Annotated in this window: 9 protein-coding genes, 2 tRNA genes and 1 pseudogene; 8 read left to right on the top strand and 4 right to left on the bottom strand. The window is 56.8% G+C overall.

Going from position 1 to position 13,032, the window contains the following annotated elements:
• Positions 1-167: 167 nt before the first annotated feature.
• Positions 168-599 (bottom strand): annotated as a pseudogene (gene rpsF / locus BF99_RS22370) (30S ribosomal protein S6); the annotation flags it as partial.
• 151 nt (positions 600-750) lie between these two features.
• On the opposite strand from rpsF, the gene BF99_RS0103860 reads away from it, so the two are divergent.
• The 8 genes from BF99_RS0103860 to BF99_RS0103815 all read left to right on the top strand — a co-directional run bounded on the left by BF99_RS0103860 (position 751) and on the right by BF99_RS0103815 (position 10,038).
• Positions 751-1,197: a hypothetical protein gene (locus BF99_RS0103860; RefSeq protein WP_025769827.1), complete on the top strand. Its 447-nt coding sequence runs from the start codon at positions 751-753 to the stop codon at positions 1,195-1,197.
• 572 nt (positions 1,198-1,769) lie between these two features.
• Positions 1,770-3,245 carry a LysM peptidoglycan-binding domain-containing protein gene (locus BF99_RS20150; RefSeq protein WP_025769825.1) on the top strand — a complete coding sequence of 492 codons (1,476 nt, stop codon included), beginning with the start codon at positions 1,770-1,772 and terminating at the stop codon, positions 3,243-3,245.
• A gap of 78 nt (positions 3,246-3,323) precedes the next feature.
• The gene (locus BF99_RS0103845; protein WP_025769824.1) at positions 3,324-5,507 is read left to right on the top strand and encodes an ABC transporter substrate-binding protein; all 2,184 of its coding nucleotides are present in this window, start codon (positions 3,324-3,326) and stop codon (positions 5,505-5,507) included.
• 222 nt (positions 5,508-5,729) lie between these two features.
• A complete protein-coding gene (locus tag BF99_RS0103840) occupies positions 5,730-6,698 on the top strand; it encodes an ABC transporter permease (RefSeq protein ID WP_025769823.1) in 969 nt (322 codons plus the stop codon).
• A gap of 14 nt (positions 6,699-6,712) precedes the next feature.
• A complete protein-coding gene (locus BF99_RS0103835) occupies positions 6,713-7,735 on the top strand; it encodes an ABC transporter permease (RefSeq protein ID WP_025769822.1) in 1,023 nt (340 codons plus the stop codon).
• Positions 7,736-7,964: 229 nt separating this feature from the next.
• Positions 7,965-8,738, top strand: coding sequence for an enoyl-ACP reductase FabI (locus tag BF99_RS0103825; RefSeq protein WP_025769821.1), 774 nt, complete (start codon positions 7,965-7,967; stop codon positions 8,736-8,738).
• A 68-nt stretch (positions 8,739-8,806) separates the two neighbouring features.
• On the top strand, positions 8,807-9,340 hold the full coding sequence (ppa, locus tag BF99_RS0103820) for an inorganic diphosphatase (RefSeq protein WP_025769820.1): 534 nt from the start codon (positions 8,807-8,809) through the stop codon (positions 9,338-9,340).
• Between the two features lie 98 nt (positions 9,341-9,438).
• Positions 9,439-10,038, top strand: a complete 600-nt coding sequence (locus BF99_RS0103815; RefSeq protein ID WP_025769819.1) for an HNH endonuclease — start codon at positions 9,439-9,441, stop codon at positions 10,036-10,038.
• Positions 10,039-10,494: 456 nt separating this feature from the next.
• On the opposite strand, the gene BF99_RS20145 is transcribed toward BF99_RS0103815, so the two are convergent.
• From BF99_RS20145 to BF99_RS0103795, 3 genes are all read right to left on the bottom strand, one after another.
• Positions 10,495-12,480 (bottom strand): SurA N-terminal domain-containing protein, encoded by a 1,986-nt coding sequence (locus BF99_RS20145; RefSeq protein ID WP_051482765.1) that lies wholly within the window; start codon positions 12,478-12,480, stop codon positions 10,495-10,497.
• 197 nt (positions 12,481-12,677) lie between these two features.
• Positions 12,678-12,754 (bottom strand) — tRNA-Asp (locus BF99_RS0103800).
• A gap of 16 nt (positions 12,755-12,770) precedes the next feature.
• A tRNA-Val gene (locus BF99_RS0103795) sits at positions 12,771-12,846 on the bottom strand.
• Positions 12,847-13,032 lie beyond the last annotated feature (186 nt).

Raw genomic sequence — 13,032 nt, 5'->3', positions numbered from 1 at the left:
GAGGGTTCGCTCTTCGTATCGTCCGAGGGATCCGTTGCGGCCGATTCGTCTTCTTGCGCCTTTGCGAAAGGGGCGTCGGGGGATTCTTGCGCTTGCTCCTCGTTCGTCTCTTTTTCGTCCGCTGCGGCTGCGTCCGCCTCGCTATCGGTCGCTTCTTTGGCATCGTCGGAGGAAGGCGCCGCCTTGATATCGGCATCGTCTTTGGGCTTGTCCCCGGAATCTGCATCGGCTTGTCGAGCCTCGCCGTCTTGATCGGCGAGATCGTCGAGTTCGCGCTCCTCTTTGGACCGGGCCAAGGGAGAGGGCTCGGTCGGGGAATCGTCTCGACGAACGATCAGGTTGCGGATCACCGCATCGTTGAACTTGAAGGCGTTGACGAGTTCGGCCACGGCGGTATCCGTGCACTCGATATTCATCAATACATAGTGCGCTTTGTGGGTCTTGTTGATGGGATAGGCGAGTTGACGCCTTCCCCAATCCTCAAGCCGGTGCACGCTGCCGCCGGCGTCGGTGACGATGGCGCTATAGCGCTCGATCATCGACGGAACCTGATCGCTTTGGTTGGGGTGAACCATGAATACCGCTTCGTAATGACGCATCTTGATCTCTCCTCATGGGAAAAGCCTCCCGAGTCGATGGTCGACCTCGGTGAGGCAAGGAGTCGAAGGTGGTCGATTCCTTTTTCGTCGAAAAAAGCGAAATCGATTGAAAAACGAAATCCGGATAGGGAAAATCGAATAGTCGAATCGAATGCCGCACAAATCCTTCGCACAAACCGGTAATGATAGCGAATTTCGCCCATCGATTCCAGTTTTTTATCGAAAATCGAATCCGAATCGCTCGAAAAGGGCCAACGATCCGCGCATCCATCGAGGGACCTTCGGAGGATCTTTCACCGATGGACTCGACAAGGCTCGATGGGATAATGGCGAAACCCGCTTCGGCAAGAAGCATGACATAACGGTAAAGGAACGGGAGCGTCATCTTTGCAATGACGGTAGGGATCGCCCCTTGGCATCGTCCGCCGACGATGCCGATGAGCGATCGAAGACTCCTGTCGATCGAAACCCTTGGCCGATCGAAGGGGGCCGGATACCCGGCACCGAATCTCATCGACAACGAATCCCGTCCGCATCGGCGCAGGTCACGACCTGCCCGCCGGGGCGCGGGCAATCCGTTCGCGATCTCGCAACTTGAAAGCGCTCGGGGTGCACTTGTCGGTTCTCGAGCCATCCCTTTGAAGGCCGGAGGGTGTCGGCTTGACCAAGGCATCGCCGTCGCGTAAAATCTGCAAATCAATGCGGGGCGGGTCGAAGTTTCGAGCATCGAGCCATCTCGCTCCTTGAACTTCGAGACGCAGATCGATAAGCCCGCGATTCACTCTCGGCGATGCGTCTTGGTAATCATGGGCCTTGCCGTGCGGTGGAATGCGTCGATGGGCAAAAATCGCTCATGCGGATGCCCCGAAACCCTCGGGCGTCGATGCCGTCATCGACATTTCGATGCCCCGCTTCGAATGCGGGCGCGACACTCGCCGGAAGGGGCTCTCGATGATCACCCCTTTCGAACGAGAGCCAAAGAGCATTTTTTGCTTGTCCGAAATCGTCATTAGCGGCGTCAAGCGGTGTCGATAGCCTTGATATTCGTGGCCGATGCGCGGTCATCGAAGACGATCACGAATCAACGAATCGATACTCGCTCCTTTTGAAATCCCCGACACTCCCTTTTGGCCGACGGCTTCGATGAATGTGCGGGACTAAGCGCTAAGAATGAAGATTATCGAAAATCCGACCCTATTCGCGCGCCATGTCTTGCAGGCTCGGCTGCGAGCCGCTTTCCGATTGCGGGCCGCACTGTCGATCCTGTTGATACCTGCGCTCTCGGCCTGCATTCCGACGCAAGAAGCGTCCATCGGGGGGCGCAATGCCGCCCTCGCCCTCGTCGGATATCCGAGCAAGCCCGAAAGCGAGCGAGACTCCATGATCGAGGTCGCTCGCAGAAGCGATGAATCCCGGCTCGAGGAAATCGATCTCGGCAATCTGCGGCCCGGTTCATCTCTTTCCCGACGCGGCTACTACACCGATACTTGGGTGCGGATCCGACACGGCCTTGCGCTGTCGGAGCCGATGCGCCCCGAAATCGAAAGCCGCATCGCTCGCTATCGCGAGCGCCGCTACCACCTCGAAAATATCGCCGGCGAACGAGCGAAGGGGTATCTTCCCTATATCGTGCGGCAGGTGGAAAAACGCGGCATTCCGACCGAAATCGCGCTCCTTCCCTACCTCGAAAGCGGATTCGACCCCCAAGCGAAATCCCATAAGGGGGCGGTCGGGCTATGGCAATTCATGCCCAAAACCGGAGCCGCCTACGGCCTGAAAGAAAGCTATTGGTACGATGCCCGCAGGGATGTGGTCGATTCCACCCGCGCCGCCCTCGATTATCTTGAATACCTGCACCGGGAGTTCGATGATCAATGGTTGCTGGCGGTCGCCGCCTACAACTGGGGGCAGAGCAAGCTGAAGCGGGCGGTGGCCAACAATCGCCGAGCGGGCAAAGCGGTCGATATCTGGTCGTTGAAATTGCCGAGGGAGACCCGAGGGTTCGTGACCAACCTGCTGGCCCTATCCGCCATCATTCGCAATCCGAAGCGATATGGGGTCGAGTTGACCCCGATCCCGGATTTCGTGGAATTCCGGCAAGTGGATTTGGGTAATAAAGGTCAGGTGGACCTTCGCCAAGTGGCGAAACTGGCGGGAGTGAGCATGAACGAACTGGAAAGGCTCAATCCCGGCTTCATCCGCAACGGATTCACCGACCCCAAGGGTCCGCATCGAGTGCAGATCCCGCTTCGCTCCGTCGAGCGCTTCGAAGCCGCTTTGGGCGCATTGCGATCGGTGCAGGAATTCGCCCCGGGCCTCGACAAATACCGTATCGCCCCCGGCGATACCCTCTCGGAAATCGCACTGCGGAACAATACCAGCGTCAAACAACTCAAGGAACTCAACAACTTGGCTTCGGATCGGATTCGCGCCGGTCGTACTCTATTGGTTCCCGGACTCTTCCCGGTGCGAGGCGATGGAATGCTGCAATACCAAGTAAAACAGGGGGATACGCTATGGGGGATCGCCAAGCGCTACGGGATTCCGTTGAACAATCTGCGCCGATCCAACGATCTTCCTCGGGGTGATAAGTTGCTCCCCGGTCAGAAAATTCAAGTACCGACCGGGCCGACGCCCTCGGGCTGACAGGCTCGATATCGATAACCCGCACATCGCTATCGATATCCGATCCTCGATATCCCGACCCTCTTCGAACTGAAAAAAATGCGCCCCGCCACCTTGCTGATCATCTTACCGCTGGTGGTGACGATTATCCTCGTTCAGTCCCTTTTTTGGATTCCCACACAAGAGAACCAAGATCGAGCCACCCCCGAGCGTCTGACGCGTTATATCGATGGATCCACCGGAGACGCCAGGGTGCTCAACCCTATCCTCAGCTCCGACGTCGCGAGCGGTAATATCATCGATCTCGTCTTCGATGGCCTGCTTGAATACGACGAAAACCTCGAATTGCGGGGCGTGCTGGCAAAGGATTGGGAATTGAGCGAATTCGCCTCGATCGCCGTGCTCCCCGATGCCTTCTTTCCCGATGGCCGGGCGGTCGATGCCAAGGGCATCGAAGACCGGGTGATCGCATCCCTCGAACGCCTGCCGGCGACATCGGACCTCGTTCGATCGGTGCATATCGAGCCTGCGAGGGTCGAGGTAAGGGAGATCGATCTGCCGCAAGAGGAAGCCACCGCCACCTTGACGATTCGGCATCCGGCCCGAGTCGTCTTCCATCTGACGCGCATCGACCCGGACTTCTTCGATCGCATCGAAGGGGTTTTGGGTCCCGGCTACGCCCGCCCGCCGGCTTCCGGATCGGATGATCCCTCCAGTACCTTCGATGAATTCATCGACGTCGAGCCCGCTCACCTGCGCCGCCAAGCCTTGGCCTCGGAAAACGCTCCGGCGGCGGAAGAATTCGAAATCCTGCGCCATCAGCCGATCATCGACTTCGAACTACGAAGGGGGGTGCGCTTTCACGACGGCCACGAATTCGATGCCGGGGATGTCATCTTCACCTTCGATGCCATCGTCGATTCGAAGAATATCTCTCCGCGCGCCTCCGATTTCGAACCGGTGGAAAGCATCGAGCGAACCGGTTCGCATGCATTGCGGGTGATCTACAAAGGACTCTTCTCCCCCGCGGTATCGGCATGGACCATAGGAATCCTGCCCGAGCATATTCTGGGCCGGAGATCGTTCGTCTTCGGGGATTCGAATGCCGATGAACCGGAAGAAGGGGGGGGCGAGCGAGGAAGGGATGATCCGATGGCGGGATCGGAAAGGATGCCTTCCGAGCAAGATCGAGAAGGCATGCGAGAAAGCCCCTTCAACCGCAGCCCGATCGGCACCGGCGCCTTTCGTTTCGTGCATTGGGAAAGCGACGAGGAAATCCACTTGGTACGCAACGACGACTATCACGACGGGCCGGCGGGGTTCGCGCACTATCACATGCGGATCATCCCCGACCCCCTGATTCAAGATATGGAATTTCGCACCGGTGCTCTCGATACCTATAGTCCGCAACCGCATCAAGTGGATCGATTTCTGCAAGATCCCGCATGGCAGAACTTCTCTTATCTGGGCAATGTCTATGTCTATATCGGCTGGAATATGAATAAGGAAATATTCCAGGATCCGAGGGTGCGGCGGGCCCTCGGGATGGCAATCAATATCCCGGAAATCATCGAACACTTGATTTACGGTCAAGGCGAGCGGACCACCGGTCCCTATTCGAAAAATACCCCGTGGTATGACCCGGATGTCCCCGCGCTACCCTACGATCCCGATGCCGCCATCGCCCTGCTGCAAGAAGTCGGCTATTCGAAGGGAGAGGATGGATGGCTGGAAAAGAACGGAGAGCGACTCGAGTTCAATCTCATCACCAATAACGGCAACGAGCAGCGCAAGGCGCTTTTGAGCATCGCCCAGAATGCTTGGGCGAAGATCGGCGTCAAAAGCAATAGCCAAATCATCGAGTGGGCGGTGTTTTTGAAAGACTTCATCAACCCCCGGGATTTCGATGCCGTCATATTGGGTTGGAGCACGGGGATCGATTATGACCTTCATCAGGTCTGGCATTCAAGCCAGACCGAGGATGGGAAACTCAACTTCGTCGGTTACAAGAATCTCGAGGTCGATGCGATCATCGAAGATCTTCGCAAAACCTACGATCGACAAGAACAAGTTCGCCTCGCTCATGCGCTGCATCGGAAGGTCGCCGATGATCAACCCTACACTTTTCTCTATGCCTCTCGCTCGAATATCGTACTGGATCGCAATATTGTCATGACCGAAAACGGGGAAACCACCGGCTTGCGCACCACCTCCATGGGCCGACCTTTCTATTACTTCAATCGTTGGCATAAAAACGGAGTCAATCCGGAATTGACCCCTTGAAAACCAAGATATCGGAAAACATCACATGCGATACGCATCGATAATAAAAGCGATCGGAGCGCGCGATGGCCTTGCTCGGCCATCCCCCATATCGGGGACTGCATCGGGATCGGTGGGCAATCAGGGACTGCACGATGCGCTTTGGTCACCTTCGTCTCCGACAGCAAGAAAAACTCCGGAATCCATCGGGACGATCGACACCTCGGGTAGAGAAATAAACCGATGATCCGGAGAATCCTTTATCTGTTTTGGCAGCGCATCGCGCTCCTTTTCGTCATCTCTTTAATCGGGCATGCCGTTATCCACCTCGCCCCGGGGGAACCAAGCGAGGTCGATCCCTTCAATCCGATGATGAAAGCGGCCGATATCGAGAAGATCCGAGGCGCCTTTCACCTCGATGAGCCACTGTGGAAGCAATATATCCTATGGATGAGGGATTTGTCCCGCGGCGATCTGCGCTCATTCAAGGACGGACAGCCGGTCCTTTCGAAGATTTGGCAGCGCTTTTTGAACTCCCTGCCGCTGTTCATCGTCTCGACATTGTTGGTTTGGACGATATCCTTTCCCATCGGCATCCATGCTGCCCTCTCTCGAGGATCCCCTGTCGATCGAATATCGAATCTGATCGCTTGGGCACTGATTTCGATACCGGGCTTTGTCCTCGCCTATCTACTGATATTGGGGATCGTCGAAAACATAGGGGTGCCGGTGATCGGGATGCGTACTTTCGGTAACGATGGAGCTCCGTGGTGGTTCTCGATCATCGATCTGATGTGGCATATCACCCCTATCTCGCTGATGATGGCGGTCTTGGGTATCGCCACCCTCTCGCGCTATACCCGATCCCAAATGCTGGATGTCATCGAAGCGGACTATATACGCACCGCCCGCGCCAAAGGTCTCGATGAGAGCACCGTGATCTACCGCCATGCCCTGCGCAACGCTCTATTACCCTTTATCACGATGTTCGGGCTGATGGTGCCGGGATTGGTGGGAGGATCGGTCATCATCGAGTCCATCTTCGCTTGGCCGGGCTTGGGAAGACTCGCTTACGAGGCGATCCTCTCGCGGGATTATCCGATCATCTTGACTGTGAACCTCTTGGGCGCCGTCCTCACCCTCATCGGGATCTCGATCTCGGATATCCTTTATGCAGTGGCGGACCCGCGTATCCGCCATCGATCCAGCTAAGAGACCCTCGGATCATGCGAAACGATCGAACGGTTGGCGATGATCTCCCCTACACCCTCAACAGAGAGGCCGGGAACGCTTCGAAATCGCTCACCGAGGAGAGCGCATCGCCGGGGAACGATATCCTTAGCAGTATCCGCCGCAATCCCTTGGCCTTGGGCGGACTGATCGTACTGGTGATGCTCGTCTTGATCGCGGTGATCGGGCAGATCGCGACCACTTGGATGCCGGCCCTCGATCCCGCCACGGTACGCTTGGTCGATACATTGCGCCCACCGTTGCATGTCGTTTCAGATCTGGTCGCGGCGGAGGATCGCCCGCTCTTCGGGCACTACCTGCTCGGAAGCGATCATCTCGGTCGCTGCATTTTGGCCCGCATGCTGCAAGGAACCCCGATCGCGCTTTTGATCGGATTCGTGGCCGTCGGGATCGCCATCGGGATCGGGGTGCTGATCGGGGGCGCCGCGGGATATTTCGGGGATCGTCGCATCGGCCCCATCACCTTGGATACCCTGCTGATGCGCTTCACCGACATCATGCTCTGCTTCCCGACCTTCTTCTTGATCCTGACCGTAATCGCCTTGGTTTCACCGAGCATCTGGAATATCATGATCGTCATCGGATTGACCAGTTGGATGGGCACCGCCCGCTTGGTTCGAGGGGAGCTGCTGACTCTGCGCGAGCGGGATTTCGTCACCGCCGCCCACGCCTTGGGGATCGGTAAATGGCGCATCCTCATCGTTCATTGCTTGCCGAATACACTCGGACCGGTATTGGTCACCGCCACCATCGCCATCTCCGGCGCCATCCTCACCGAATCCGCACTCAGTTTCTTGGGTTTCGGGGTGCAACCCCCATTCGCCACTTGGGGGAGCATCTTGGCCGACAGCAAGAATTACATTTTCGATGCCCCTTGGCTCTTCTTCATCCCCGGATTGGCGATTTTCGCTGTGGTTCTCGCTTTCAACTTGGTCGGGGAGGGTCTACACGATGCCTTCAACCCTCATGCATCCGGTCCTCGAGGCAAGATCAAGTAGCGTGCCGATAACCTAACGCCCCGCCCGCCCCCATCCATCCCTTGATAAGTCTCACGCTCGATTCCGAGTCGCATTGCCTTGAGAAAAAGGTTTAATCGGAGCGATACAATCTCGATCGATCATCGAATCGAGATATCATGAGCCAAGGAAAAACGGGGTATAGGTAAAAGCACATCGCTATTGCCCGGATCCCCTGCCCGATCACCGCCGCCCCTTAAGGAGACCCCCCATGCCCTTTCTCGAAGGCAAGCGCGCCCTGATCATGGGCGTTGCCGGCAACCGCTCCATCGCCTTCGGAATCGCCCGCGCGATGCACCGGGAGGGGGCGAAGATCGCACTGACCTGCCAAAACGAGCGCCTGCGTCAGCGGGTGGAACCTTTGGGCGCCGAGGTCCAGGCGAGTCTCTTGGTCGAATGCGATGTGGGCTGCGATGCCTCCATCGACGGCGCTTTCGAGAGCCTGAACAATCACTGGGGTGAAACGGATATCGTGGTCCATGCCGTGGCTTTCGCCCCGCGCGAATCCTTGCAAGGCGATTATCTTGAATCCCTCGATCGGAAAGCGCATGCGATCGCCCACGATATCAGCGCCTACAGCTTCGCCGCCGTCGCCAAGGCCGTACGCCCGATGATGCAAGAACGAAAGGGCTCCTTGTTGACCTTGAGCTACCTCGGAGCGGAGCGGGCCATCCCCAACTACAATGTAATGGGGGCGGCCAAGGCGAGCCTGGAAGCCAATGTTCGTTATATGGCCGCCGCCTTGGGTCCCGAAGGGATTCGGGTCAATGCCATTTCCGCCGGCCCGATCCGAACATTGGCGGCATCGGGGATCACCGGCTTTCGGTCGATGCTCGATACCGCCGCCGCCACCGCCGCCCTTCGGCGCAATATCACCATCGACGAAGTCGGCAATGTTGCGGCTTTTCTATGCTCGGATCTGGCCAGCGGCATCACCGGGGAGATCGTGCATGTCGATGCCGGTTTCGGCATCATGGGGGCTTGACGCCCGCCATGGTCGACGATCTCATCGCCAACAAGTAAGGATTAAAGTCATATCGGAGAACCACCAGAATGCCGCTGCATCAGGTAGGGCCCGGCGCAAACGTGCCGGACGAAGTGAATGTCATCATCGAGATCCCGTTGAGAAGCGATCCGGTGAAGTACGAGGTCGACAAGGACACGGGAGCCGTGTTCGTCGACCGCTTCATGGGAACCGCCATGCACTACCCGTGTAACTACGGGTACGTGCCGCAGTCGCTCGCCGAAGACGGTGATCCGGCGGACGTACTCGTCGCATCCCCCTACCCGTTGATCAGCGGCTCGGTGGTTCGGGCCCGGCCCGTCGGCATGCTGCGTATGACGGATGAAGCCGGGCCAGACTCGAAGATCCTGGCCGTACCGTCAGACGATCTGACGGATCTCTATCGACAGATGAACACGGCTCGGGATCTACCCAACTCGCTGCTGGATCAGATTCAGCACTTCTTCGAGCACTACAAGGACCTCGAAGCCGGGAAGTGGGTACGCGTCGACGGTTGGGTCGGTGTGGAAGCGGCGCGAGAGGAAATACTGGCCTGTATCGCGCGTTACGCGGAAACACCATAACCCGCCCAGGTCCGGTCCACATCTTTGAAAAAAGCCCGGCCCTAAAGCATGCTCTTTGTCACGGCACTCGATATCCATTCTGCGAGGAGAGAATTTCGATGGCCCTTTCGACCATGAGCCCCAACCACAATCCCCTGATCCTTCGGCTTGATATCGCCGGCCGCCCCTTGCGTTGGATCCCTTGGCAAACGGCGGTGGTGCTGATGTCGAGAGAGATGGTCGCTTGGTCCGCCGGAGAACGCTCGTTCACCTTCAAAGGCGGAATCAATCGATTGACCGGGCATCGATCGAGGATCACCGTCAGTTCCATCGTCGCCGTCAAAGGAAAGGATCGAGAGGGCGAGGGCGAGCACCTCACACCCCCGCTATCGAATCGGGAACTCTTCTTGCGCGACGACCATCTTTGCCTGTATTGCGGCAACGAATTCCCTGCACAACTCCTCACCCGAGATCATCTGATCCCTCTCTCTCAAGGCGGCAAGGATTGCTGGATCAACGTGGTGGCGGCCTGCCGCGCTTGCAATCACGCCAAGGGAGCGCGCACCCCGGATCAGGCCGGAATGAATCTGTTGGCGATCCCCTACACCCCCAACCGGGCGGAATATCTGGTGCTCTCCAATCGCCGCATCTTGGCCGATCAGATGACCTTTCTCAAAAAACGTTTCCGACGCTCCGGCCGCTCGGGTCGCATCGGCTGAAACGCAAGAATCCATCGACGATGGATCGATTATCGAAGACGTCGGAATCTGGATTGATACGAGTCGGGATAGAGTATTTGGAAACTTGGCGCTTGACTTCATCACCGCTTTTTCAAGATATTTTTTATCGAAGTAGGAGAATCTTTTTCGGATGATGATTTTCAATCGCCAAGGATAGATAATCCCTCTTCTATTTTTCTATCTTCTATATTGACCGCCTCGGCTCTTTTCGCCTTGGCTCTTCCTCCACCTTCGGCCGACTCGGCTTGGATAAAAGCCGTCTTCTTCCCATCATCTTCGACAAATCTCGATGATGCAAGGTGTCCGATGGTCTCGATATCGATCGAGTATCGACAAGCCCTTCGAAAAAAGGCCTGTCAATGAACCGGTATCCAAGCCTTGGCCCGGCCAACACCTAGATTGGCACCGCTTTTTTTGGCGCCGAAGGATACCCGCTTAGAAACTCGGCGATGCGAGATCGCCGTCGATATTTTCCTCGAATATCTCGATATGGGCCACCTTGCGCCGACTGCTCAAAAAGGCATCATACATCCCCTGCCCGATCTCGCCTTCCAATCGCTCTTTTGTCGTATCCCTTTGCGCTTCTTCCATCGCATCCGAATCCCCATCGATGACCGCAGAAAGAGAGATCAGGAGATACTCCCCGGTATCGGGATCATAGATACCGTCGAATTGCGGGGCGTCTTCCGCTTCTGGTCTGGGGATGCGAAAAGCGGCTTCGATCAGCATCTCCGAGAGTTCGAAGCTCGAGCGCTCCACACCCTCATGGACACTCCACTCCAACTCCACCTCTTCGGCCACTTCTTTGGGATCCTTCCCTCCTCGCAGATCCGCAAGGATTCGACGCCCTTGCATGACGATTCGGTCCTTCGCACGCTCGGCTTCGAGGGAATCGATGACCTCTTGCCGTACCTCGTCCAGCGATTGCCTGCGCTCGGCTTGGCGATCGAAAGTACGCAGAACCACGACCTTCCCCGGTTCGTATTCGATCATGTCGCTGTTATTGCCTCCTTCGAGAACATCCTCCGAGAAGGCGGCTTCCAATATCCGGGGGTGGGAAATGGCGGAACTATCGTTATCCTCGGGATCACTGATCGGTCCGCTGCGGCCGATGTAATCACTTTCCTTGATCTCGAGGCCAAGCTCATCCGCCGCCACTTCCAACGATTCCGGATTTTCATAGCTTAGGTTCGCCAAGGTATCCACATTCTCGGCATAAAGATCCTCCGCCTCGCGTTGTCGATACTCTTCGAGGAGCTGTTCTCGGACTTCCTCGAAAGGGGTGACCTGCTTTTCGTTGATCGCGGTGACCTTGATCAGATGCCAACCGAACAGCGAACGAACCGGATCGCTGAGGGCATCGGCATCCAACGCGAATGCCGCGGCCTCGAAAGAGGCATCCATCACCCCGCGCTCCACCACTCCGAGATCGCCGCCGGATTGGGCGGATCCGGGATCCTGCGAGAGTTCTGTCGCCAAATCCTCGAACGATTCACCGGCGACGATTCGATCCCGAATGGCAACCAGATCCTCCTTCGCTTTCTCTTCCGCCTCGTCATCGGCATCGGAAGGGAGCGATATCAGGATATGGGAGACATTACGGGTCTCCTCGGTCACGAATTCCCTCTTCCTCGTTTCGTAATGGGCGCGCAGCTCCTCGTCATCGGTATCGATGGCGGCGGCAATCTCGTCTCTGGATATTTCGACATAGCGAAGCCGCACTCGCTCCGGAACGATATAGGTATCGCCGTTGTCCTCGAAATGAGCCTGTATCGCGGCTTCATCGAGGGATTCTTCGTCGGTCCGTTCGCCGTCATCGGGCTCGATGACGGGCAAGGTCAAAAGGGAGAAATCTCTTTTTTGCCCCTCGATACGCAGATAATCGTTCAGCTCGGTGGATGAAATAAAACCGGCGCCCACGATTCCGGATACGACCTGCCATTGCAAGAAGCTCTCTCGCAGATCTTCCTCGTATTGTCCGACGGAAATCCCTTGGTTGCGTATGACGTTCTCGTAGACCTCGCGGGAAAACTCTCCGCCGGATCGAAAACCGCTCCCCTCCCTGATGCTCTCGCTCAAGCGAACATCGCTGACCCGCATGCCGGCACCGGACCCGGTATCGATGATCACCTGATAATCGATCAGCTCATCCAGAATATCCCGGCGTTCGGCCGCTTGCTCTTCCTCGGTGAGGTAGGCGTTCGGATCGGATCGACGCATCTGCTGTCGGCGATTGTCATAAAGACCCCGAAGCGTGTAATAGGAGATTTCATCGCCATTGACGATGGCGACCGGCTGATACCCCCCTTCCGGGGGTACATAATATTGATGGACCCCCCAAAGAGCGAAAGGGATGGTCAGCATGATGACGATCGCCCAGGCAACCCAGCCCGTCGCCTTGTCACGAATGAACTGAAGCATGAGAGATTTTCCGATGCAAGTGGGATGGCAAGGATAGTAACAAGAACGAGAGCGATCGCTTGGCGAATCTTGATCGATCGAATCCCGATGCCTCGATAAAGGTTTTTTTCGACACCGCAATCAAGCCCCTTCGCCTGAGATCGACGAACCATCTCAGGCGACCCTCTTCCAATATCCTTATCTAGAAGGGGGAAGATTGGCGGAGTGGACGGGACTCGAACCCGCGACCCCCGGCGTGACAGGCCGGTATTCTAACCAACTGAACTACCACTCCGATAAAACGAAAAATCTGGTGGGTGCTGAGGGATTTGAACCCCCGACTTTCGCCTTGTAAGGGCGACGCTCTTCCATCTGAGCTAAGCACCCTTGTTATCTCGGCATCCGTTTTTTACCGTCCGCTTTTTTACCATGGGTCTTCGGTGAGATCTCTTTTAGGATTTCCCTTTCGAGATTTCCCTTTCGAGATTTCCCTTTCGAGATTTCCCTTTCGAATCCCGAAGCTCATGTGCATCGACGAAAACCGAAGCCATCCTTGTTCTCGAAATCCGGCCC

The organism is Thioalkalivibrio sp. HK1 (assembly GCA_000583135.1).
GTDB lineage: Bacteria > Pseudomonadota > Gammaproteobacteria > HK1 > HK1 > HK1.
The sequence above is the reverse complement of the archived record's forward strand: the minus strand, read 5'-3'. Positions and strand labels throughout refer to the sequence as shown.